Source organism: Pseudomonas sp. 3HC3, from assembly GCF_044904505.1.
Taxonomy (GTDB): domain Bacteria; phylum Pseudomonadota; class Gammaproteobacteria; order Pseudomonadales; family Pseudomonadaceae; genus Aquipseudomonas; species Aquipseudomonas putida_Y.
On record NZ_JADDRH010000015.1, the window covers coordinates 72,427 to 95,780 of the forward strand.

20 protein-coding genes, 4 tRNA genes and 1 pseudogene are annotated in these 23,354 nt (G+C 61.2%); 8 read left to right on the plus strand and 17 right to left on the minus strand.

The window, feature by feature from the left end; all coding sequences use genetic code 11:
* Positions 1–60: 60 nt before the first annotated feature.
* Together INQ47_RS18795 and INQ47_RS18800 are read right to left on the minus strand one after the other, a co-directional pair.
* Positions 61–840 (minus strand): CHAD domain-containing protein, encoded by a 780-nt coding sequence (locus INQ47_RS18795; RefSeq protein ID WP_404702313.1) that lies wholly within the window; start codon positions 838–840, stop codon positions 61–63.
* A 14-nt stretch (positions 841–854) separates the two neighbouring features.
* Positions 855–1,133 carry a lipoprotein gene (locus INQ47_RS18800; RefSeq protein WP_003250254.1) on the minus strand — a complete coding sequence of 93 codons (279 nt, stop codon included), beginning with the start codon at positions 1,131–1,133 and terminating at the stop codon, positions 855–857.
* A gap of 177 nt (positions 1,134–1,310) precedes the next feature.
* Between INQ47_RS18800 and INQ47_RS18805 the strand changes: the two genes are divergently transcribed.
* Positions 1,311–2,351 carry a patatin-like phospholipase family protein gene (locus INQ47_RS18805; protein WP_103444825.1) on the plus strand — a complete coding sequence of 347 codons (1,041 nt, stop codon included), beginning with the start codon at positions 1,311–1,313 and terminating at the stop codon, positions 2,349–2,351.
* A 115-nt stretch (positions 2,352–2,466) separates the two neighbouring features.
* Here INQ47_RS18805 and INQ47_RS18810 read toward each other — a convergent pair whose 3' ends face one another.
* The 11 genes from INQ47_RS18810 to INQ47_RS18860 form a co-directional block, all read right to left on the minus strand.
* Complete coding sequence (locus tag INQ47_RS18810; protein WP_275967092.1) at positions 2,467–4,338, minus strand: SurA N-terminal domain-containing protein; 1,872 nt, start codon at positions 4,336–4,338, stop codon at positions 2,467–2,469.
* 181 nt (positions 4,339–4,519) lie between these two features.
* Positions 4,520–4,792, minus strand: coding sequence for a nucleoid-associated protein HU-beta (gene hupB / locus INQ47_RS18815; RefSeq protein ID WP_003250246.1), 273 nt, complete (start codon positions 4,790–4,792; stop codon positions 4,520–4,522).
* A gap of 152 nt (positions 4,793–4,944) precedes the next feature.
* Positions 4,945–7,341 (minus strand): endopeptidase La, encoded by a 2,397-nt coding sequence (gene lon, locus INQ47_RS18820; protein ID WP_103444062.1) that lies wholly within the window; start codon positions 7,339–7,341, stop codon positions 4,945–4,947.
* A gap of 164 nt (positions 7,342–7,505) precedes the next feature.
* A complete protein-coding gene (gene clpX, locus INQ47_RS18825) occupies positions 7,506–8,789 on the minus strand; it encodes an ATP-dependent Clp protease ATP-binding subunit ClpX (protein WP_003250242.1) in 1,284 nt (427 codons plus the stop codon).
* 108 nt (positions 8,790–8,897) lie between these two features.
* Positions 8,898–9,539 (minus strand): ATP-dependent Clp endopeptidase proteolytic subunit ClpP, encoded by a 642-nt coding sequence (gene clpP, locus INQ47_RS18830; RefSeq protein WP_003259400.1) that lies wholly within the window; start codon positions 9,537–9,539, stop codon positions 8,898–8,900.
* Between the two features lie 91 nt (positions 9,540–9,630).
* Positions 9,631–10,944, minus strand: coding sequence for a trigger factor (tig, locus tag INQ47_RS18835; protein WP_404702314.1), 1,314 nt, complete (start codon positions 10,942–10,944; stop codon positions 9,631–9,633).
* Positions 10,945–11,192: 248 nt separating this feature from the next.
* The gene (locus INQ47_RS18840; RefSeq protein WP_176683955.1) at positions 11,193–11,492 is read right to left on the minus strand and encodes a DUF6388 family protein; all 300 of its coding nucleotides are present in this window, start codon (positions 11,490–11,492) and stop codon (positions 11,193–11,195) included.
* A 622-nt stretch (positions 11,493–12,114) separates the two neighbouring features.
* Positions 12,115–12,190, minus strand: a tRNA-His gene (locus INQ47_RS18845).
* A gap of 36 nt (positions 12,191–12,226) precedes the next feature.
* Positions 12,227–12,311: transfer RNA gene (locus tag INQ47_RS18850), tRNA-Leu, on the minus strand.
* A 52-nt stretch (positions 12,312–12,363) separates the two neighbouring features.
* Positions 12,364–12,439: transfer RNA gene (locus tag INQ47_RS18855), tRNA-His, on the minus strand.
* Between the two features lie 41 nt (positions 12,440–12,480).
* Positions 12,481–12,557, minus strand: a tRNA-Arg gene (locus INQ47_RS18860).
* A 269-nt stretch (positions 12,558–12,826) separates the two neighbouring features.
* On the opposite strand from INQ47_RS18860, the gene folD reads away from it, so the two are divergent.
* Positions 12,827–13,681, plus strand: coding sequence for a bifunctional methylenetetrahydrofolate dehydrogenase/methenyltetrahydrofolate cyclohydrolase FolD (gene folD, locus INQ47_RS18865; protein ID WP_003250234.1), 855 nt, complete (start codon positions 12,827–12,829; stop codon positions 13,679–13,681).
* 93 nt (positions 13,682–13,774) lie between these two features.
* On the opposite strand, the gene INQ47_RS18870 is transcribed toward folD, so the two are convergent.
* The 3 genes and pseudogenes from INQ47_RS18870 to INQ47_RS18880 all read right to left on the minus strand — a co-directional run.
* Positions 13,775–15,463 carry a putative bifunctional diguanylate cyclase/phosphodiesterase gene (locus tag INQ47_RS18870; RefSeq protein ID WP_404702315.1) on the minus strand — a complete coding sequence of 563 codons (1,689 nt, stop codon included), beginning with the start codon at positions 15,461–15,463 and terminating at the stop codon, positions 13,775–13,777.
* 13 nt (positions 15,464–15,476) lie between these two features.
* Positions 15,477–16,595, minus strand: coding sequence for a methyl-accepting chemotaxis protein (locus INQ47_RS18875; RefSeq protein ID WP_404702334.1), 1,119 nt, complete (start codon positions 16,593–16,595; stop codon positions 15,477–15,479).
* A gap of 165 nt (positions 16,596–16,760) precedes the next feature.
* Positions 16,761–17,042, minus strand: a pseudogene (locus tag INQ47_RS18880) (PAS domain-containing protein); the annotation flags it as partial.
* Between the two features lie 266 nt (positions 17,043–17,308).
* On the opposite strand from INQ47_RS18880, the gene INQ47_RS18885 reads away from it, so the two are divergent.
* The 5 genes from INQ47_RS18885 (at position 17,309) to INQ47_RS18905 (ending at position 21,789) form a co-directional block, all read left to right on the plus strand.
* Positions 17,309–17,623 carry a helix-turn-helix domain-containing protein gene (locus tag INQ47_RS18885; RefSeq protein WP_003250216.1) on the plus strand — a complete coding sequence of 105 codons (315 nt, stop codon included), beginning with the start codon at positions 17,309–17,311 and terminating at the stop codon, positions 17,621–17,623.
* 227 nt (positions 17,624–17,850) lie between these two features.
* Positions 17,851–19,161 carry a C4-dicarboxylate transporter DctA gene (locus INQ47_RS18890; RefSeq protein ID WP_252458514.1) on the plus strand — a complete coding sequence of 437 codons (1,311 nt, stop codon included), beginning with the start codon at positions 17,851–17,853 and terminating at the stop codon, positions 19,159–19,161.
* A 44-nt stretch (positions 19,162–19,205) separates the two neighbouring features.
* Positions 19,206–19,904, plus strand: a complete 699-nt coding sequence (locus INQ47_RS18895; protein WP_021785513.1) for a FadR/GntR family transcriptional regulator — start codon at positions 19,206–19,208, stop codon at positions 19,902–19,904.
* A gap of 16 nt (positions 19,905–19,920) precedes the next feature.
* Positions 19,921–20,589, plus strand: a complete 669-nt coding sequence (locus INQ47_RS18900; RefSeq protein ID WP_014591693.1) for a GntR family transcriptional regulator — start codon at positions 19,921–19,923, stop codon at positions 20,587–20,589.
* Between the two features lie 150 nt (positions 20,590–20,739).
* Positions 20,740–21,789: a hypothetical protein gene (locus INQ47_RS18905; RefSeq protein ID WP_252458512.1), complete on the plus strand. Its 1,050-nt coding sequence runs from the start codon at positions 20,740–20,742 to the stop codon at positions 21,787–21,789.
* Between the two features lie 39 nt (positions 21,790–21,828).
* On the opposite strand, the gene INQ47_RS18910 is transcribed toward INQ47_RS18905, so the two are convergent.
* Positions 21,829–22,257: a PACE efflux transporter gene (locus INQ47_RS18910; RefSeq protein WP_021785516.1), complete on the minus strand. Its 429-nt coding sequence runs from the start codon at positions 22,255–22,257 to the stop codon at positions 21,829–21,831.
* Between the two features lie 102 nt (positions 22,258–22,359).
* On the opposite strand from INQ47_RS18910, the gene INQ47_RS18915 reads away from it, so the two are divergent.
* Positions 22,360–23,238, plus strand: coding sequence for a LysR family transcriptional regulator (locus tag INQ47_RS18915; protein WP_404702316.1), 879 nt, complete (start codon positions 22,360–22,362; stop codon positions 23,236–23,238).
* Positions 23,239–23,354: the final 116 nt, after the last annotated feature.

The following is a 23,354-nucleotide window of genomic DNA, read 5'->3' on the forward strand; positions in this document are numbered from 1 at the left end:
CAAAGGAAAAGGTCCACTCATCCTAGCCAGCAAACCCCGGACAATCAGCCCGCAAATCGGTCATTTTCCGTGATAACGCCGCGCCAGCGCCTCTTGCAGGGTATCCAGCGTCACATCTGACTGGCGCTCCGCCTCATGCAGCTCCTGCTCCCAATCGGCCTTGCAGGGCAGCAGGTCGGCATGGTCGCGCGCTTGCAACAGCCATTGCAGGCGGTCGTGCCAATCACCCAGGTCGCCCTGGGCCTTTTTCAGCACACGTTGCAGTTTCTTTCCTGCGTGATCGAGTTGCGGATAGGCCTCATCGCCATAGCGCGCACGCTTTATCAGCAAACGCAGCCGGTGGCGATCGTGAGCCGGGTCCTGCAACGCTTCGTGCAACGTGCGCCATTGTTTGACCAGGCGCTTGTCGATGCGTTTGTCCAGCGATTTGACCAGCCCCTCCCGGCCCGCCGCACGCAGGAACAATGGAAAGGCGTCAACAATCGCCAGTACCCTGGCCAGCTGCGGGCTGGCAGCGACACTTGCAAAGGTTCTGTCACGCCCCTGCAGACGCCGCTGCCCGGCTGCCGCATGACCGCGCCCGATCAGCTCGGCCGCCAGTACCTCACGATCACGCAAGGGCGTGGTAAGGGTACCCAGCGAACTTGCAGCATCCTCAAGCTGCTCCACGCCGGGCAGCCCACGCAACGGCCTCAACAGACTGCGCAGGCGCCGCAAGGTGATACGCAAGTCGTGCAAGGCCTCGCTGTCGGTATTGGCAGCCAGGCGTTCACGACAGGCCAGCAAGCGCACCTGCAAGGTCAGTATCTGGGCTACTACATGATCGAGCATGGCAGACATACGATGCTCCCTGGTCAGCGCCCAGCGCGAGATTCACGAATGTAGAAACGGGCCTTTTCGGCTTTGCGGGTACAGCTTTCATAGCCTTCGAACTGCTGCTGGGTCTTGGCCCCGGTCAGCAACGACAAGGCCTTGGAGTAACTGACGGCACCGGCGAAGCCTTCGGCCTTGGCCAGGTCCAGCTCCTTCCAGGCGGCATCCAGCTGGGTCGCGCAGCTGTCACGGTAGGCCGTCTTGCCCGCGCAGCCAGCAAGGGCCAAGGCAATCAGTGGAAGGCAGATCCAGGCTTTCATCAGTAATACCTCTATGGATAAACGGTGGCTATTCGACGCTCCGACAGCTGGAAAGTGCCATGCCCAGCCGGCGTTGCCTGGCCAGTTTTATTACAGTAGCTCAGCACGATCTACATTGAAGCACAGGCAGCGATGGGTGCATTGTAGGACCATGATGGCACTGGCCGGGGAATGTTCATGAGTAAACGTGTGGCACTGGTACTGGGGTCGGGCGGAGCCCGAGGATATGCACACATCGGCGTGATCGAAGAAATCGAGCGCCGCGGCTACGATATAGCCTGCGTCGCGGGGTGTTCCATGGGCGCGGTGATTGGCGGTATCTATGCCGCCGGAAAGCTGAACGACTATCGCAACTGGATCGAGAGCCTCGACTACCTGGATGTGCTGCGCCTGGTCGACGTCAGCTTTCGCCTCGGTGCAATTCGCGGCGACAAGGTGTTCGGGCAGATCCGCAAGATCGTCGGCGAGATAAACATCGAGCAACTGCGCATACCCTACACCGCAGTGGCGACCGACCTTACCAACCAACAGGAAATCTGGTTCCAGGAGGGTTGCCTGCACCAGGCCATGCGCGCCTCGGCGGCCATTCCCAGCCTGTTCACGCCGGTGATGCAAGGCAACCGCATGCTTGTAGACGGCGGCATCCTCAACCCACTGCCAATCGTGCCTGTGGTGTCCAGCCATTGCGACCTGATCATCGCGGTGAACCTCAACGCCACCAACCAGAAGCAGTACCAGTTGCCAGTGATTGAGCGCCCGGCAGCGTTCAAGATGCGTTTTGACGCCTTGCTGAGCTCGCTGGGCTCACGCCTGCCGTTCCGGCGCAAACCGGCGGAAGAGCTGATCCGCATCGAAAAGGAAATCGTCGCCGAAGGGTTGGCGCCACCAAGCCCGTGGCTGGCCGACAGCGCCGACCCGGAAAGCCAGCAATCAGCGGCGGCCCCGGAGCGCGAGGGCGCGCCGAAGTCGGCCACCGGTTCTTTCATCATCGACAACGTGGGGCCGGCCTCGCTGCTGGACTTGATCAACCAGAGCTTCGAGGTCATGCAGACTTCGTTGGCACAGTACAAGATTGCCGGCTATCCGCCGGATGTGCTGATCAACGTGCCCAAGCGGGTGTGCCGGTTCTTTGAGTTCTACAAGGCGCCGGAGCTCATCGCCCTGGGGCGAGAGATTGCACGCGATACGCTGGACAGTTATGAAGGGGTGAAGCGGTAGAATCTGGTCGGCGCCGCCCCTGAGGCAGTGCGGTCTTCGACAATGGCCGTCCTCGCGGCTGGCGAAAACGAAACAGGCCGCGCGAGGCGGCCTGTTTCTTCATGCAACGAACACCTTAGTAACGGGTGATGTCTGCATTGGCTTCCAGCTGCTTGCGGTAAGCGGCAAAGTCCTGCTGGCCAGCACGTGACGCGAGGTAGCGGCGAATCTGCTGCTTCTCTTCGTCGGTGGCGGTAGCGCCTTCGTTCACACCCTTGAGCTGCAACACCACCAGGCTACCGTCACGCAGCACTACACTGCCGTAAACAGGCTTGTCCTTGGCTTGCGGCTTGCCCAGACGGAACAGTGCCTGCAGTTCGGCCGGATCAATACCGTCCTCACCACGGGTGACTGCTTCATAGGCTTTCCAGCCCTGGCCTTCGTGCACGCTGCCTGCTGCGATGGAACCGTCGCGCAGGCCGGCAATCAGCTTGTCTGCCTTGGCCTTGAGCTCGGCAGTCGCCTTCTCTTTGGCCAGGTGCTCCCTGATGTTCTTGGCCACAGCTTCCAGCGGCAGTTGCTCTGGCTTGCGGTGCTCCTTGACGCGCAGCACTACGGTGGTCTCAGGGTCAAGCTCGATGGCGGTGCTATTGGCCCCCTCATCCAGCACTTCTTCAGAGAACGCAGCCTGCACCACCGCACGGTTGGCGGTAATGCCTTCACCGCCCTCGCGGCCGAAGGCAGCGGAGGTGTGTACCTTGAGGTTCAGGTCCTGGGCCGGCTGGGCCAGATCGGAAGCCTCGTAGGCAGCATCCTGCAGTTGCTTGCTGGCGTCGACATAACGCTGCTCGACCAGTGGCATCTTCAGATCGCGGGTCAGTTTGTCCTTCAGGCTGGCGAAGCTCGGTACTTCTGGCGCCTGCACGCCCAGCAGCTTGATCAAATGGTAGCCAAACTCGGTGCGCACCGGTGCAGATACCTGGCCATCCTGCAGCTTGTACAGCGCCTCTTCGAAGGCTGGGTCGTATACACCCGGGCCGGCGAAGCCGAGATCACCACCGCTGTTGGCGGAGCCTGGGTCCTGAGAGAACTCCTTGGCCAGTGCGGCAAAGTCCTCACCCTTGGCCAGACGCTGCTCGATCTCTTCGGCGCGGGCCTTGGCCTGGGCGTCGGTGACCTTGTCGTTGACCTCGATGAGGATGTGCGCGGCATGGCGCTGCTCGGCGAGGTTGGCGATTTCCTTCTCGTACTGGGCCTTGAGCTCTTCGTCGGTCACTTTGACCTGGTCGAAGAAGGCCGACTTTTTCAGTTCGATGTAGTCGATCACGACCTGGTCAGGCGACATGAACTCCTTGGCGTGCTGGTCGTAGTGCGCCTTGACCTCTTCATCGCTGACCTTGACTGCGGCCGGGTCGGCCTTGAAGGTCAGGGAGGCGAAGTCGCGGGTCTGCTTTTCCAGGCGAGCAAAGGCGTCGACCTGCTGATCGGTGACGAAGCTGCTACCGGCCAGGCCGGTGCGCAGTTGGCCGATCAGCATTTCCTCGCCGAGCATCTCGCGGAACTGCATGCGGCCGTAGCCCATCTGGCGAATCACCTGGTCGAAACGGTCAGCGCTGAACTTGCCGTCCACCTGGAACTCAGGGGTCTGCAAGATCACCTGATCCAGCGCAGCGTCGGAGAATGCAAACTTGGCATCCTCAGCACCTTGCAGCAGCAGCTTGCGGCTGATCAGCCCCTTGAGTGCTTCTTCACGCAGCAACTTGTCATCCAGCAGCGCCGGGTCGAAATCCTTGCCCAACTGTTGCATCAGTTGACGGCGCTGCATGTCGGCCGCCTGGCTCAGTTCGTTCTGGCTGATGGTCTGGCCGTTCACCTTGGCGGCGTCCTGGCTATGAGTGGCGGCCTGGAAAATGGCTTCGAAACCGGTCAATGCCATCAACACGACGATAAGGCCGATGATGGTCTTGGCAATCCAACCTTGTGAATTGTCCCTGATATTTTGCAGCATGCGTCCCCCAGAAACGGCTGTACCACTGCGTCGACAACCGCGGAGCGTGGGTAGAATCCTGATAAAAGAAAGGCGCATCCGAGGATGCGCCTTTTCTTAGCAAACGTGTCAGGCGGGAACGTTTGCGCCCCGCCATCACCGTGCTCGGACCAGGCAAGGCCGGGCCCGGCTGAAAGACGACTTAGTTGACGGCGTCTTTCAGGCCTTTGCCTGCCTTGAAACCTGGAACCTTGGCGGCTTCGATCTTGATTGCCTTGCCGGTTTGCGGGTTGCGGCCGGTACGCTCGGCGCGCTCCTTGACCGAGAAGGTACCGAAGCCAACCAGTACCACATCGTCACCTTGCTTCAGGGCGCCGGTGACGGATTCGATGACTGCGTCCAGCGCACGGCCGGCTACAGCTTTCGGGATGTCAGCAGATGCGGCGATAGCGTCAATCAGTTCCGACTTGTTCACTCTAAGTCCCCTTATTTCTCTATTGAGTTTGTTTCTAAGTATGTAATGAAAAGCTTATGAAACGTGTGCTGGGCGGCCTGACGACAATAGCGTGCCGCTTTATAGCAAGGCCTCGAAAAAACTGTCAAGGAAAGCCCCCCAGCTGAAAACTACTAATGCGTGCTAATTCTTTCCTTGGCATCGCCGTCGCGCTTTTCATCTTTCGCGACAATCTCCGGAGCCACATCTGGCAAGGGCTCCGGGGCGTATTGCAGCGCAATTTGCAGGACTTCGTCAATCCATTTGACCGGTTTGATCTGAAGATCCTGTTTGATATTTTCAGGAATCTCCTTGAGATCGCGAACATTCTCCTCGGGAATGATCACCGTCTTGATCCCGCCACGGTGTGCCGCCAGCAGTTTTTCCTTCAGCCCGCCAATGGCCAATACCTGGCCACGCAAGGTGATTTCGCCGGTCATGGCCACGTCGGCACGTACCGGAATCTGCGTCAGCGCCGACACCAGTGCGGTGCACATGCCGATACCGGCACTTGGGCCATCCTTCGGCGTGGCGCCCTCAGGCATGTGAATGTGCACGTCGTGCTTCTCGTGGAAGTCGGCGGCAATCCCCAGGCTGCGGGCGCGGCTGCGTACCACGGTCTGCGCGGCGGTAATCGACTCGACCATGACATCGCCCAGCGAGCCGGTCTTGATCAACTGGCCCTTGCCGGGGATGACCACGGCCTCGATGGTCAGCAACTCGCCGCCCACCTGGGTCCAGGCCAGGCCGGTAACCTGACCGATCTGGTCCTGCTGCTCGGCCAGACCATAGCGGAACTTGCGCACGCCCAGCAGGTGCTCCAGCTGCTCGCTGGCCACCTTGACCTTGACCTGCTTCTGCCCGGTATGTTCCTTGACCACCTTACGGCAGACCTTGGCAATTTGCCGCTCCAGGCCCCGTACACCGGCTTCACGGGTGTAGTAGCGGATGATGTCGCGAATCGCCGAGACATCGACCTCCAGCTCTTCCTTCTTCAAGCCGTTGGCCTTGACCTGCTTGGGCACCAGGTACTTGATGGCGATGTTGATCTTCTCGTCCTCGGTGTAGCCAGGCAGACGGATGATTTCCATCCGGTCCAGCAGCGCCGGCGGGATGTTCATCGAGTTCGAGGTGCAAAGGAACATCACGTCCGAGAGGTCATAGTCGACCTCCAGGTAGTGGTCGTTGAAGTTGTGGTTCTGCTCAGGGTCGAGCACTTCCAGCAGTGCCGAGGCTGGGTCGCCGCGCATGTCGCTGCCCATCTTGTCGATTTCGTCGAGCAGGAACAACGGGTTGCGCACACCCACCTTGGTCATCTTCTGGATCAGGCGACCCGGCATGGAGCCAATGTAGGTACGGCGGTGGCCACGGATCTCGGCCTCGTCACGCACGCCACCCAGGGCCATGCGCACGAACTTGCGGTTGGTGGCGGCAGCGATCGACTCGGCCAGCGAGGTCTTGCCGACGCCAGGTGGGCCGACCAGGCACAGCACCGGCCCGCGGATTTTCTTGACGCGCTTCTGCACGGCAAGGTACTCGAGGATGCGTTCCTTGACCTCTTCCAGGCCATAATGGTCAGCATCGAGGATTTCCTCGGCCTTGGTCAGGTCCAGACGCACCTTGCTCTGTGCCTTCCACGGCACCTGCACCAGCCAGTCGAGGTACGAGCGCACCACGGTAGCTTCGGCCGACATCGGAGACATTTGCTTGAGCTTGTTCAGCTCCGCCTGGGCCTTGGCCAGGGCATCCTTAGGCAGACCAGCGGCTTCGATGCGCTTTTTCAGCTCTTCGACTTCATTGTGGCCTTCGTCACCATCGCCAAGCTCTTTCTGAATGGCCTTCATCTGCTCATTCAGGTAGTACTCGCGCTGGCTGCGCTCCATCTGCTTCTTGACCCGGCCGCGAATGCGCTTTTCGACCTGCAGCAGGTCGATTTCGGCATCCAGCAGTGCAAGCACGTGCTCGACACGGGTAGTCAAGTCGACGATTTCAAGAATTTCCTGCTTCTGCTCGATCTTCAGGGCCATGTGCGCGGCCATGGTGTCGACCAGGCGCCCTGGCTCTTCGATGCTGTTCAGCGAAGACAGCACTTCGGCAGGCACTTTCTTGCCCAGCTGAACATACTGTTCGAACTGCGACAGCAGCGTGCGCACGAAGACTTCCGACTCGCGCTCGGCAGTGTCGGTTTCGTCGATCAGGGAAACTTCGGCACGGATGTGCCCTTCAACTTCGGAGAAGCGCTCGACCGCACCACGCTGCTCGCCTTCGACCAGCACCTTGACGGTACCATCAGGCAGCTTCAGCAGTTGCAGCACGGTGGCAACAGTACCGACGCGGTACAGGGCGTCCTCACCCGGGTCGTCGTCGGCTGGATTCTTCTGGGCAAGCAGAAGGATCTGCTTTTCGCCCGTCATCGCCGCCTCGAGGGCTTCGATGGACTTTTCACGCCCCACGAACAGCGGGATAACCATGTGCGGGTAAACAACGACATCGCGCAATGGCAAAAGAGGCAAGTCGAGGGTGGTCTTCATGATTTCGCCTCTACAGCGGCCTTATGGCCGGAAACCGGTGGAAATGATGCTTGGACCTAATGTGGGGGCACGCTTGGGAAATTACAAGCGCTTGCTCAGGAAAAGCAGAAAGGGGCCCGTAGGCCCCCTTCTTGCTTGCAACCGAGAACCGGCCATTGCCCGAATCAGGCGTCTGGTGCGGCCTTGGCTTGCGGTTCGCTGTTTTCGTAAATCATCAGCGGCTGCGAGGTGCCCTCAATGACGCTCTCGTCGATAACCACCTTGCTGACATCCTTTTTCGAAGGAATCTCGTACATGGTATCGAGCAGGACGCCTTCGAGGATCGAACGCAGGCCACGAGCGCCAGTCTTGCGCTCCAAGGCCTTGCGTGCAACGGCCTTGAGCGCATCGCTGCGGAACTCGAGGTCGACGCTTTCCATCTCGAACAGCTTGGCATACTGCTTGGTCAGGGCATTCTTCGGCTCGGTGAGGATCTGCATCAACGCAGCCTCATCCAGCTCGTCAAGGGTAGCCAGTACCGGCAGACGGCCGACGAATTCCGGAATCAGGCCAAACTTGACCAGATCGTCCGGCTCGACCTCACGCAGGGATTCACCAACCTTCTTGCCCTCTTCCTTGCTGCGCACTTCGGCACCAAAACCGATGCCACCCTTGGTGGAACGGTTCTGGATGACCTTTTCCAGGCCCGAAAACGCACCACCGCAGATGAACAGGATGTTGCGGGTATCAACCTGCAGGAACTCCTGTTGCGGGTGCTTACGGCCACCCTGCGGCGGAACCGAGGCCACGGTGCCCTCGATCAGTTTCAGCAGTGCCTGCTGCACGCCCTCACCGGAAACATCACGGGTGATGGACGGGTTGTCCGACTTGCGCGAGATCTTGTCGATTTCGTCGATGTAGACAATGCCCATCTGGGCCTTTTCCACGTCGTAGTCGCACTTCTGCAACAGCTTCTGGATGATGTTCTCGACGTCCTCACCCACATAACCGGCTTCGGTCAGGGTGGTGGCGTCAGCAATGGTGAACGGTACGTTCAACAGGCGTGCCAAGGTTTCGGCGAGCAGGGTCTTGCCCGAGCCAGTCGGCCCGATGAGCAGGATGTTGCTCTTGCCCAGTTCGACTTCGTCACCCTTCTTGTCACGCTGGTTCAGGCGCTTGTAGTGGTTGTACACCGCTACGGCCAGCACCTTCTTTGCGCGCTCCTGACCAATGACGTACTGGTCCAGGATGCCGCTGATTTCTTTCGGCGAAGGCAATTTGTGCGCGCTGCTCTCGGCCTGGGCTTCCTGCACCTCCTCACGGATGATGTCGTTGCACAGGTCGACGCACTCGTCGCAGATAAATACCGAGGGCCCGGCAATCAGTTTGCGCACTTCGTGCTGGCTTTTGCCGCAGAAGGAGCAATAAAGCAATTTGCCGCTGTCCTCGCCGTTACGGGTGTCAGTCATTCGATCGATCCAATCCGGTAGGCTTGCAACACAAGATGAAGGCAATTGCGGGCTTTTTCAAGTCCGCAGGTAGGCGCTTTCGACGCCCACCTGCTCTGACCTCCCGGTTCAGGAGGCCAGTTGCCGCTTGTCGTAGACCGAGTCGATCAGGCCGTACTCGGCTGCGCGCGATGCGCTCATGAAGTTGTCACGCTCGGTGTCACGCTTGATGGTCTCGAGGTCCTGGCCGGTGTGATAGGCCAGCAGCTCGTTCAGACGGGCCTTGATATTGAGGATTTCCTGGGCGTGGATCTCGATATCGGTGGCCTGACCCTGGAAGCCGCCAAGCGGCTGGTGGATCATCACGCGCGAGTTCGGCAGGCAATGACGCTTGCCCTTGGCACCTGCCGCCAGCAGGAAGGCGCCCATGCTGCAGGCCTGGCCGATGCAAATGGTCGAAACGTCCGGCTTGATGAACTGCATGGTGTCGTAGATCGACATGCCGGCGGTGACAGAACCGCCCGGCGAGTTGATGTACAGATGGATATCCTTGTCCGGGTTTTCCGCCTCAAGGAACAGCAGTTGCGCAACGACGAGGTTGGCCATGTAGTCCTCTACCGGGCCAACCAGGAAGATCACACGCTCCTTCAACAGGCGCGAGTAGATGTCGTAAGCACGTTCGCCACGGGCGGACTGCTCGATAACCATCGGGACCAGGCCGCCTGCGGCCTGGATGTCAGAGCTCTGCTGAATATAAGAATTGCGGGACATGTCCTGCGCTCACTCCCAAATAGTCATGGCTTGAATACGCACAAGCCAGCTCGAAGGCTGGCTTGTGGAGGTTTCCTACGAGAGAAGCCTGTTACTCAGCAGCGGCAGGAGCCTCGGCTGGTTTAACGGCTTCTTCGTACGAGACCGACTTGTCGGTCACAGTCGCTTTCTGCAGAACAGTATCTACAACTTGTTCTTCCAGCACAACCGAACGCACTTCGTTCAGTTGCTGGTCGTTCTTGTAGTACCAGGCGATGACCTGCTCAGGCTCCTGATAAGCCGAAGCCATTTCTTCGATCATCTCGCGAACCTTGGCGTCGTCCGGCTTCAGCTCGAACTGCTTGACCACTTCGGCCACGATCAGGCCCAGCACGACACGGCGCTTGGCTTGCTCTTCGAACAGCTCGACTGGCAGCTGCTCAGGCTTGATGTTGCCACCGAACTGCTGAACAGCCTGCACGCGCAGACGGTTGACTTCGTTTTCCAGCAGGGCTTTTGGCACTTCGATCGGGTTGGCGGCCAGCAGACCGTCCATGACCTGGTTCTTGACCTTGGTCTTGATCGCCTGACGCAGCTCACGCTCCATGTTCTTGCGAACCTCGGCGCGGAAGCCTTCCAGGGTCGATTCCTTGATGCCGAACTGGGCGAAGAACTCTTCGTTCAGCTCTGGCAGCACAGGTGCCGAAACGCTGTTGACGGTGATGGTGAACTCAGCGGCTTTGCCAGCCAGGTCCAGGTTCTGGTAGTCCTCTGGGAAGGTCACGTTGACAACGCGCTCTTCGCCAGCCTTGGCGCCTACCAGACCTTCTTCGAAGCCCGGGATCATGCGGCCGGAGCCCAGTACCAGCAAGGTGCCTTTGGCCGAACCACCGGCAAACACTTCACCGTCGACCTTGCCGACGAAATCGATGTTGACCTGGTCGTCGTTCTGCGCAGCGCGCTCAACGGCCTCGAAGCGAGTGTTCTGCTTGCGCAGCACTTCCAGCATGTTGTCCAGGTCGCTGTCAGCCACTTCGGCGCTCAGGCGCTCGACCTTGATCGACTCGAGGCCGGCAACCGTGAACTCCGGGAACACTTCGAAGACGGCGACGAACTCCAGATCCTTGCCCTTTTCGAAGGACTTCGGCTCTACAGCCGGGGAGCCAGCCGGGTTCAGCTTCTGCTCGACGATGGCTTCGTAGAAAGAAGCCTGGACCAGGTCACCGAAAGCCTCTTGACGGGCGTCCGCCTCGAAACGCTGACGGATCACGGTCATCGGCACTTTACCAGGACGGAAGCCCGCGATCTTGGCGCGCTTGGCAGTCTGCTGCAGACGCTTGTTGACTTCGTTCTCGACGCGCTCGGCCGGAACGGCGATGGTCATGCGGCGCTCGAGAGCGGAAGTGTTTTCAACAGAAACTTGCATGGATATTCCTCGTTGCACAGACGTTAGCCGGCGTTAGCCCGACTCCAGAATCAAGGGCAAACATTCTAGTGAGTCACGCAGCAGAAGTCACCCCACACGGGACGACTGAAAACAACGCCGGTCGATTAACTTTCAAGGCCCGCACGGCACAGCGCCGGGCCTGCTTCCAACAGAGGCTGCACGGCGCCCGGGGCGGCCTGCAGCCGAAATACCTTGTCAAACAACTACCAGCAAAAAATTCGCCTCCTTTATTCAGGATCGATTTCGTTGAACTGGCAGTACTCCTCCCATTCCAGCCCCAGCGCCTCGGCCACTTCACGGTGCGTTTCCAGGCGCATGGCCTGCAGCTGCTCCGGGGACTCGGCAATCAATTGCAGCGCCAACTCCCAGGGCTCAATGCCCTGCTCCGCGGCCGCATCCTCGAACGCCCACTCGATCTGCTGGGCCTGCTCGCGCGCATCCAGCTCACGAATCTCCTCGAGCAGCTGCGGACTGGCTTCGGCAAAGCGCTGCAGCGCCAGGGCCTGACGGGCTTCTTTCGCAATCATGGTGACATCCTTTGCCGGCCAAACGGGCCGGCGTTTCAACCGGCTGAAATCTAACAGCTTTTATTGGGGTGCCACCAGAGGATTACAAGGGGCGGGAGGTGATTTGGCCGAGCGGTGGCTGACCACGACACTTTCAGCGCCTTCGAGATCGAGCGCCGCCCGCGCGGCGCATCGCGAGCAAGCTCGCTCCTACATTTGTTTCGGGCCATTTATTCCTGGGGCAGACGCGCACGCCCCCTTGGCGCTCACCTCGATATCGCGGGGGCAAGCAGGCGGTCGCGCGCGCAGGCACAGGCGATACTGGCCTGAAACAAATGTAGGAGCGAGCTTGCTCGCGATGCGCCGCGCGGGCGGCGCTCGATCTACGCATCACCGCAAAAACCAAGGCAGGCACCTTGCCGCCCAGACACAATCGGCCGTAGAACACCTCATAAAAGCTTGACCGCCAACAGAGCAAGCGCGACCACCTTGCTTACCCGGCACGATATCGAGGAGGAACATCAGGAGCCACGCGGGCGACGCTCAACCTCAAACAAAGACACCAGAACACTGACGGCATGCACATCACAACCCCAAAACAAAAAGGCGCCCGATCTCACGATCAAGGCGCCTTTCAGGAATATGGGGTGGACGATGGGAATCGAACCCACGACAACTGGAATCACAATCCAGCGCTCTACCAACTGAGCTACGCCCACCATATTGCGGTCTTGCGGTACAACCTTACAGAAACATGGTGCGGACGAAGAGACTCGAACTCTTACAGCTTGCGCCGCTGGAACCTAAATCCAGTGTGTCTACCAATTTCACCACGTCCGCGTAACGCTTAAAACAAAGGCGCCAGATGCTATCGAGGCGCCCTTGAAGAATATGGGGTGGACGATGGGAATCGAACCCACGACAACTGGAATCACAATCCAGCGCTCTACCAACTGAGCTACGCCCACCATATTGCATTACAGCCTACTTGCTTGCCAAAGCTGCCTAATGGCGCACCCGGCAGGACTCGAACCTGCGACCATCCGCTTAGAAGGCGGATGCTCTATCCAGCTGAGCTACGGGCGCTTAAGCTTGAAGCCTAACCGAACGAGACGCTAACAAGGAACTGTTAAACCACTCATTCTGCCCGACTTAGCCAACCAGTGCTAGGCTGTGCCCGACAAGTGCGGCGAATCTTATAGTCGACCCCGAAAGTCGTCAACACCTTTTTCGAAAAAATTTAAATTATTTAAGGGGTTAGGGGATTTGCCCGACCACCCGCCTTTGCCCTTGGCCCATGTCGTGCGAGAATGCGCGTTCTTTATTGTTCCTTCTCGATGGTTAATCACGCGTCTATGACTGCACACCTAATCGATGGCAAGGCTATCGCCGCCAGCCTGCGCCAGCAGATCGCTCAACGTGTCGTGGAGCGTCGCCAGCAAGGCCTGCGCACGCCGGGCCTGGCAGTGATCCTGGTCGGCACCGACCCCGCCTCCCAAGTCTATGTCTCGCACAAGCGCAAGGACTGCGAAGAAGTCGGCTTCATTTCGCAGGCGTTCGACCTGCCCAGCGAGACCACGCAACAAGCCCTGACCGAGCTGATCGACCGTCTCAATGACGATCCGGCCGTCGACGGCATCCTGCTGCAACTGCCGCTGCCGGCGCACCTGGACGCCTCGCTGCTGCTCGAGCGCATTCGCCCGGACAAGGATGTGGACGGTTTCCATCCGTACAACATCGGCCGCCTGGCCCAGCGTATTCCGCTGCTGCGCCCGTGCACACCGAAAGGCATCATGACCCTGCTGGAAAGCACCGGCCAGGACCTGTACGGCATGAACGCGGTGATCGTCGGCGCGTCCAACATCGTTGGCCGCCCGATGGCCATGGAGCTGCTGCTGGCCGGCTGCACCGTGACCGTCTGCCACCGCTTCACCAAGGACCTGGCCGGCCATGTCGGGCGTGCCGACCTGGTGGTCGTGGCTGCCGGCAAGCCGGGCCTGGTCAAGGGTGAGTGGGTCAAGGAAGGCGCCATCGTCATCGACGTGGGCATCAACCGCCAGGAAGACGGCAAGCTGGTCGGCGACGTGGTCTACGAGACTGCCTTGCCACGCGCCGGCTGGATCACACCGGTGCCGGGCGGCGTCGGGCCGATGACCCGGGCGTGCCTGCTGGAGAACACGCTGTATGCAGCAGAAGAACTGCACAAGTAATACCGCGTGATGCAAAAACGGCACCTCTTGCAGGTGCCGTTTTTTTGCCCGTGATTGATGATGCGGGTCAAGACCACCGACCGCTGATGGCCTTCAAGGGTCACGCCACTCCACTGGCTGCCGGTAGGCCTGCGCCCAAGCTTGCACTTCACTGGATGGCATCGGCCGGGCAATGCAGTAACCCTGCGCCAGCTCGCAGCCCAGGCCCATCAGTACCCGCCCGTGCTCGACACTCTCCAGCCCCTCGGCAACCACCTCGCGGCCAAACGCCCGGGCCAGGCCGATCACCGCCTCCGTCAGCGCCAGGTCGTCCTGGTCATGAAGGATGTCCCGCACGAACGACTGGTCGATCTTGATCGTCTGGGTCGGCAAGCGTTTCAGGTAACTCAACGACGAATAACCGGTGCCGAAATCGTCCAGCGAGAAACGCACACCCAGCGCACGGCAGGCGTCCAGGCAGCGGCTGACGTGCTGCAGGTTGTCGATGGCCACTGACTCGACGATTTCCAGGTCCAGCAGCGCCGGGTCCACCGTCGGGTACGCTGCCAGCAGTTGCTGCAGGCGCTCGGCAAAGTCACTGCGCTGCAAATGCCGCGCGGCAATATTCACGCTCAACGACCAAGGCTGCCCTTGCAGCTGCCAGGCCTGCAACTGGCTCAACGCCTGCCCGATCACCCACTCGCCGATTTCGACGATCAGGTCGGTCTGCTCTACCCATGGCAGGAAATCGCCAGGCGGCACCACGCCACGGCCTGGCCGCTGCCAGCGCAATAAACCCTCGAAGCCCAGCACCTTGCCACTGCGCAGGTTGACCTTGGGCTGGTAGTAAAGACACAGCTCACCGTTGCGCAGCGCCCGGCGCACGCGTGCCACGGTCTGGTGGGTGGCCTTGAGCTCCTGCTCCTGCGTCACGTCGAACAGATGGTAACGGTTGCGCCCGCGCTGCTTGGCCACATACATGGCCTGATCGGCGTGGCGCACCAGGGTGTCGGCATCTTCGTCATCCTGCGGGTACAGGGTCACGCCGATACTGGCGCTGAGCGACAGCGTATGCTCACGCACCACATAGGGCGCCGCCAAGGCACGCAATACCCGCTGCAGGGCTGCATGCAACTGACACTCATCGTCGACGTCGCGCAGGATCAGCACGAACTCGTCGCCCGACAGCCGGGCCACGGCATCACCACCGCGCAGGATGCTCTTCAAGCGCTGCGCCACTTCCACCAGCAGCAGGTCACCCACAGCATGCCCGTAGCCGTCGTTGACCGCCTTGAAACCATCCAGGTCGAGCATGCACACCGCCAGCGAGATACCTTCACGACGCGAACAGGCCAGGGCCTGGTTCAGCAAGTCGGACAGATAGGCGCGGTTGGGCAGGCCGGTGAGCACATCGTGGCCCACCCGCCACTGCAAGGTATGCAGTAGCTGACGCTTCTCGGTGACGTCAAAGCGGATCGACACATACTTGCGCACCTGGCCTGTAAGCGGATCGACCAGTGGCACCATGGTGCTGTCGACCCAATACAACGATCCATCCTTGGAGCGGTTGCAGATTTCACCCTTCCACACCCGCCCGGCGACCAAAGCCCGCCACATGCCGACAAAGAACGTCGGCTCATGCAGGCCGGAATTGAGGATGCGGTGATTGGCCCCCAGCAGTTCCTCGCGGCTGTAGCCCGAGATGCTGCAGAACTGCTGATTGACGTAGGTGATGTTCCCACGCAGGTCGGTTTCCGAAAAGATCGCGGCCGCGTCCACGGCCGCGCGATAGTTATCATCCATAAAGCATCCTGCCTTAGCGGTTGAAGCGCTCCACCAGGGCGCGCAATCCGGCGCATACATGTTCCAGTTCGGTGCCGCGCGAGGCGGCGGCGTTGGCGCTGTGGGCGCTGTGCTGGGCAATACCGGCCACGCCGTTGATCTGCCGCGAAACGTCTTCTGCCACCGTCGACTGTTGCTGCGAGGCGGCGGCCATCTGCTGGCTCATATTGCTGATGCGCTGTACCGCGTCACGAATACCATGCAGCGCTTGCCGGGCCTCCTGGACCTGGGCAACGCCTTGCTCGGCACCGTCGATGCCGCGGCTGGCGATCGCCACGGCTTCCTCGGCGCCACTACGCAGGGCATCGATGATGGCCTGGATGTGCAGGGTGGACTGGCGGGTCTTGTCGGCCAGTGCCCGCACCTCGTCGGCGACCACGGCAAAGCCGCGGCCCTGCTCGCCCGCACGGGCTGCCTCGATGGCGGCGTTGAGGGCCAGCAGGTTGGTCTGCTCGGCAATGCCACGGATCATCCCGGCTGCCTCGGCGATGGCGCCGGTCTGACCAGCCAAGTGACTGACCGCCTGGTTGATCTGCGTCACAGTGCTGGCCAAGTTACGAATGGCCGCACCGCTGGCATCGGCTACCTGGCTACCTTGTTCGGCCAGCAGGTGAGCCGTGTGTGCCTCGGCGGCGGTCAACTGCACGTGGTTGGCCACTTCGCCGATGGAGGCGGTCATCTGGTTCATTGCGGTGGCGCTCAGGTCGGTTTCGGCGCGCTGCTCCAGCAATGCCGCCTCGGTGCTGCGCGACAACTGCCCGGCATCGCGAGCAGCCACGGCCATTTGCCCGGCCAGGTCACTTAGCCGCGTCAAGGCGGTTTTCAGACGTGCCTCTTCGCTGATCAGCATCAGTTGCAACTGCCCGGCAGCACCCGTCAGGTCGCTGTAGGTCAAGGCTGCAACCGGGTCGGCGAAGGCACCGTCGGCGCCCCGCACAATCTGCTGTAGCTGCCGCCCGAGGGCGTTGCGCGCCCACAGGCCACAGGCCACGAACAGACCCAGGGTCAGCCCCTGCCCCACCAGGCCGGGCCATAGTTGGTTGGCGCCCACCGCCAGCAGCCCGCCGGCCAGTGGCAAGGCCAAGGCCTGCATCAGCAAGCTCAGCCGGCGTGGCGTCGACAATGCCGCCTGACCGTTGCGCAGCCGCGCATACAGCGCTTCGGCACGGGCGACTTGCTCCCGCGTGGGGCATACGCGCACCGACTCGTAACCCACAACCCGCCCACCTTCGAGGATGGGCGTGACGTAAGCATTGACCCAGTAGTAGTCGCCGTTACGGCAGCGGTTCTTGACGATACCCATCCAGCTCTTGCCGGCTTTCAGGTAGCGCCACATCAACTCGTACACCGCTGGCGGCATGTCCGGGTGGCGCACCAGGTTGTGCGGGCTGCCGATCAGTTCGGCCTCGCTGTAGCCACTGATGGCGGCAAACTCAGGGTTGCAATAGGTGATCAGGCTGGCGGTATCGGTAGCAGAAATCAGCCGCTGATGAGGGGGGAAACGTTGCTCGACCGGGGTTACCGGCAAGTTGAGGCGCACGATGAGACTCCATTCAATGACAAGCCGGTACCCAGTTCATCGACGGCCGCCGGAACCGATTCATGGCGATCAGTTCCAATGGGCAAAAGCGCTTCCCGCCATTGAGGCACGAGGCCGAACGGTACAAGGAAGAGGACGATGACTAACCGGTCAGGCCATGAATTCTACGAAATTCATCACATAAATAAAACAAAGGTGATCGATCATGGCGTTGCGCCACATTGATAGATATCGTTAAGTTCTTGATTCTAAATGGGAATTAAGCGATGACGAGATCAGCTTTGGGTATCGCCCTGCGCCGCTACCGCAAGCTGGCGGGGCTGACCCAGGCACAACTGGCCGAACGGACCGGCTTCGACCCCAAGACCATCAGCCGTTTCGAAACCAGCACCTACACCCCCAGCATTGATGCAATCATGGCGTTTGCCCAGGTGCTGGGCGTCAAGCCCAAGGACTTCTTCGCAGAACCGGACGACGAAGAGGAGCAGCGCGCCTACCTGTTCGGCGTCATCCACAACGCCCCGCCTAAAGATCTTGGCAAGCTGATTGCAGCAGTCGACCAGGCACTGGCCAAGCCCTGAGCTATTTCACGCGCCCACTTTCACGGCACGCACCGAACTAGAGCATGGCAGGCCGGATTGCCCCACAACTGGTCAGACCGGTAAGGCCAAAAATCCTTGCAATCAGGGATTTTTCGCGCTTTTATGGCCTCGCGCTGAACAAACCGGTAAGACCACAATAATTAAGTCCTGCGCTCTTTCGCCCCGTGCGGCTACCGAAGCAAGGACACCGATCAGAGACTCCTCCCATGCTCAAATGGTGCTCGCGTTCGATTTTCCTGCAAGTCGTACTCGGCCTTGCCCTTGGCATCGCCTGCGGTCTGAGCTTCCCCGACCTCTCCCTGCAACTCAAACCCCTCGGCGACGGCTTCATCAAGCTGATCAAGATGCTCATCGGCCTGATCGTGTTCTGCGTGGTGGTCAGCGGCATTTCGGGTGCGGGCGACCTGAAAAAGGTCGGGCGCATCGGCCTGAAGTCGGTGATCTACTTCGAAGTACTGACGACCCTGGCGCTGGTGATCGGCCTGGTGTTCGCCTTCAGCAGTGGCATTGGCAGCGGTGCCAATATTCATCTGGATCAACTGTCCGCCGCCGATGCCAACGGCTTGGCCGAGCGCGGCCAGCACATCCACGGCGCCACGGCGTTCTTCATGGACCTGATCCCCACCTCGGTGATCGGTGCCTTCGCCGACAACAACATTCTTCAGGTGCTGCTGTTCTCGGTGCTGTTCGGCAGCGCGCTGAACCTGGTGGGTGACTCAGCCGCCGGCATCTCGCGACTGATCAATGAACTGAGCCATGTGATCTTCCGCATCATGGGCATGATCGTGCGCCTGGCGCCGATCGGCGTGTTCGGCGCCATCGCCTTCACCACCAGCAAGTATGGCCTGGAGTCTCTGCAGCACCTGGGCGGGCTGGTGGCGCTGTTCTACCTGACCTGTGCCGGCTTCGTACTGATCGTGCTGGGCACCGTCATGCGCTTGTCGGGCCTTAAACTGCTGCCGTTGATCAAGTACCTGCGTGAAGAGCTGACCATCGTCCTGGGCACCGCCTCTTCCGACGCCGTGCTGCCACAGATCATGCGCAAGCTTGAGCACCTGGGTATTGGCAGTTCGACGGTCGGCCTGGTGATCCCTACCGGCTACTCGTTCAACCTCGATGGTTTCTCCATCTACCTGACCCTGGCCATCGTGTTCATCGCCAACGCCACCGGCACGCCACTGGAAATGACCGACCTGCTGACCATCCTGCTGGTGTCGCTGGTGACTTCCAAGGGGGCTCACGGCATCCCAGGCTCGGCACTGGTGATTCTTGCCGCCACCCTGACTGCGGTACCGGCGATCCCTGTGGTAGGCCTGGTACTGGTGCTGGCGGTGGACTGGTTCATGGGTATCGGCCGGGCGTTGACCAACCTGATCGGCAACTGCGTGGCCACCGTGGCCATTGCCCGCTGGGAGAAGGACATTGACCTGGAGCGCGCGCAGAACGTGCTCGACGGCAAGCCTGGCTTTGCCCACACACCCCGCAAGCAACCCAACGCCCATCAACAGGAATTCTGAGCGAACGTGGCCGGCATCGACGCCGGCCCTTCCAGGAGCGAAACGTGATCAGCTCATCAACCGTCGTCAACTCAGTGGTGGAAAAACTCCGCCAGGCCCTGGCCCGCGGCCAATGGCGCACCGGCGACATGCTGCCAGGCCAGCGCGAACTGGCCGAACAACTGGGCATCAGCCGCCCCAGCCTGCGCGAAGCGGTAACCGTGCTGGAAACACTGGGCCTGGTGCGCTCGTTGCCAGGCAAGGGCGTGTTGGTGCTGGATGCCGATGCCCAGGCGTCGGGTGGGGAAGTCAGTGCTGCGGCCAGCCTGGCCGACGTACTGGAACTGCGCTACACACTCGAACCGTTCATCGTCGGCCTGGTGGCGCAATCGGCCAACAGCCAGGACATCGGCCAGCTGCGCCTGACCCTGATGGACATGCGCGAAGCGCTGGAGGCCGATGACAGCGAAGCCGGGGTCAAAGCCTACATTGCCTTCCATGAAGCGCTGTTCGCCCTGACCACCAACCCGATTTTCCAGAGCGTGGTGCAGCAGACCGGCAATGCCCTGAAGCAAAGCGCCGACATGCTGCGCAACTCGCCAGAGCACCTGGCCGCGCGGCTGAAGGAGAACGAAGCGGTGGTACGCGCCATTCGCGAACGCAGCAGCGCCCAGGCCAGTGCCCAGATGCGTCAGCATATCGTGGCCGAAGGGCTGCGCATGGGCATCGCGCTGAATATCCCGGACGAACATCCACATCCATGACCTCAGGAGAGTGACCATGAACGCCGCCCCCCACTTGCCTGCCCTGCTCGCGGCCGGCGAAACCCGTCTGTCGGCCGAGCAGATTTACCCGCGGCTGTTCGACGCCATTCTCGAACAGCGCCTGCCCCCGGGCAGCCTGTTGCCCGAGCAGGCGCTGGGCCATGCATTTGGTGTCAGTCGCACGGTGATCCGCCGCGTGCTCGGGCGCCTGTCCGACCAGCAGGTGGTGGTGCAGCGCCCCAGCCACACCGCACATCTGGCCGCGCCTGACCCAGACCAGGCACGCCAGGTGCTCAGTGCCCGGCGCCTGGCCGAAACCACACTGATCACACTGGCCGCGCAACGCGCCCGGCCGGCGCAGGTACGCCAGCTACGGCAACTGGTGGAGCGCGAGCGCCAGCACCATGAGAGTGGCGAACGCTGCGCGGCGATCCGCCTGGGCGGCGAGTTCCACCTGAAACTGGCGCAGGTAGCGGCCAATGCGCCGCTGGCGCGATTTCTCAATGGGCTGGTACCGATGACCTCGCTGATCATCGCTCGCTACGAATCGCCGTGCTGCGATCATTGCGCGTGGGAAGAGCATGCGGCGATCATCGATGCCGTGGAGCAAGGTGATGCCGAAGCGGCCTTGGGGTTGATGCACAGGCACCTTGACCGCCTGGAAGAAAAGCTGGACCTGGAATAATCCGACCAGACTACGCGATCGCTCCTGCTCAGGCCGCGTTCACGCAACCATTTGCAGCTGCGCCGAGCGGGCGATGGGCTGCACAGCAGCCCCGATAGCCCCACCCTATACTGCGAGAACCAGCCCAGCCTCTACCAGGGAGGCGGTCGCGTGAGTGCTCGAATCTTCCTGTTGCTATGCCTTCTGCTGGCCCTCGGCGGTTGTGCGAGCAAGCGTCCCCCTGCCCCGCCCCCGCCCACAATACTCAGCCCTGCGGCGTGGCAACGCATCGATCAGGAACTGATCAACGCCTCGGCCGGCGCCGCCGGCTCGGCCAATGACTATGCCCGTCGCTCCATGCGGGTGTGGAAGGAGCAGGTGCAACAACGCACCGAGCGCGACTTCATCCCCTGGTTCACGGGTTACTGGACCCAGCAATGGCTCACCCTCAAGGTGGCCTGGTACAAGCTCGACAGCGGCGAGGGTCGGGAACCGGCAGAAAAACGCCTGGCCCTGTACCTGCAGGAGCAGTATCACGCGCGGGTGATCGAGCCGGTAGCCGAGCAGATCAACCCCGAGGGTATCCGCGACCGCGCCTGTGAACTGTATCTGCAACTGCTCGGCCAGCAACTGCCGGCCATCATCAGCCGTTACAACGCGCCGCCCGAGCAGTTCAGCCAGCGCCTCAACCGTATCCCCGCCATCGCCCTGGGGCCACCGGATGCGCGCAATGCCAGCCTCTATCAGCTGCTGCGGGCCAAGTCACTGGACCAGCAACCGGCCTGGCAAGCCATGCGCCAGCACTTGCATCAGCAGGCCAGCAAAGGCCCTGGCAGAACCGATGTCGGGCTTAACTCGGTGGCCACCCAGGCCAGCGAAAAGCTCGGCGCCACCCTGGCGCCACGCGGTATCGCCAGTGCCGTGGCATCGGCAGTGGGCAAGGTGGCGGGGGCGATGATTTCGATTGCTACGGCCGGTTACGGGATGATGACCCATGACCGTGAACACCCGCAGATGGTCGAACAGCTGCGGGTGATTCTCAACGTGGCGTTGAACCAGGAATGGCAGGAGCTGATGGAGAACCGCCAGAGCGGGGCCATGGCGGGGGTCTATTACCTGTCAGGGCAGGTTGAGGACAGCTTGCTGGCCAGTGCGCCGCGGCCGATGGAACAGCAGGTTGAGCAGCAGCAGGCGCCTTTGATCATTCGCCTGCCACCTTAGTGGCGGCCTGTGCTGGCTTGTTCGCCGCGCAAGGCTATATCAAGCTGCAGCCAGGGCAGAGCGTGGCAAACCAAACACCCGATCAAACGCCCAGTTGTAGGCAAAGGTGTAGCACGGCACCAGGATGATGAACGCCATATCCACCAGCAGCGCCTCCAGCAATGTCATGTCCAGCCACCAGGCAATCAGCGGAATCAAGTACACCACCAGGGTCAACTGGAAGCCGATGGCATGCACCACCCGCCGCGCCACGCTGCGCCCCCGCTTGGCCTGGCGGCTCTCCCAGTACTCGAACAGGGTGTTATAGACCAGGTTCCAGAGCATGGCGATGGTGGTGATCATCACCGCCAGCGGCCCGGTATGCGACGCCTGCGTATCTGACAGGTAGGCCAGCCCAAGGGTCGACATGCACAGCCCGATCAGCTCATAGAAAGTCACGTAGACCAGCTTGCGTTTCAATCCCTGCACCCGGGGTTACCTCCAAAGACAAAAAGCGACGGGCGCGATCATGCTTCAACACACTTGACAGCAAAAGTCAGCAGCTGTCAGATCAACTGACAGGAGGCTGCCATGAACTTTTCCAGCGACAACATCCAGCTGTTTCTGACCGTGCTCGACCACGGCTCGTTTTCTTCTGCGGCACGCGCCCTCAAGCGGGTGCCTTCCGCTGTGAGCATGGCCATTGGCAACCTTGAGGCAGAACTTGGCTACAGCCTGTTTGAACGCGGCCCGCGTGAAGTTCGCCCAACCGCACAGGCCTTGGCCCTGAAGCCACACGCCAGGCTGATTGCCGAACAACTGGGGCTGCTGCAGGTTCATGCCCTGGAACTGTCCCAAGGGCTGGAGAGCAGCCTGACCCTGGCCGTGGTACCCGACATCGATCACCGCCCGCTACTGGCGGCCATCGCCAACCTCGGTGAGCGCCACCCGTTGCTGGACATTGCCCTGCTCAGCGCCCCACAGGAAGAAGCCCTGCACTTGCTGGACAGCGGCCGCGCCGACCTCTGCGTAGCCTTTGCCGGCTTGCAGGTCGATGCCCGACGCGGCTTCCAGCACATTGGCATGGAGTCGCTGGTAGCCACCCTGTCGCCAGCCCACCCGGCCTGGCGTGAGGGGCGTATCCACTACCTTGAAGACCTGACCCAGGTGCGTCAGATTCTGGTGCGCAGCCGCGACCTGCCGCTGACTGACCCTCGCCCGCTGATCGGTGCCACGCACTGGTCCAGCGACAGCTTCGACCTGGCTTTGCAGATGGTGGAAGCGGGCCTGGGCTGGGGCGATCTGCCGTTGTCACGGGTCGCGCCGCTGCTGGCCAGCGGGCGTCTGGTACGCCTCGAGTTCCGCAATACACGCAACGAGTTGCAACTGCCCGTGCATATCCTGTGGCGCAAACAACAGCCGCTGCAGCGGGCCGCACGCCTGCTGATCGAACAGTTGGCTGACCAGTGACTGCCGTCCGTCGAAACGACTGTAAGAATTTTCTCTAAGCACTTCAATCTTTTACCCCTCGAGCCGATATCTCGGTCGACAGGCCCCGCATCGCGTCATGAGCGCGCTGCGCCCTC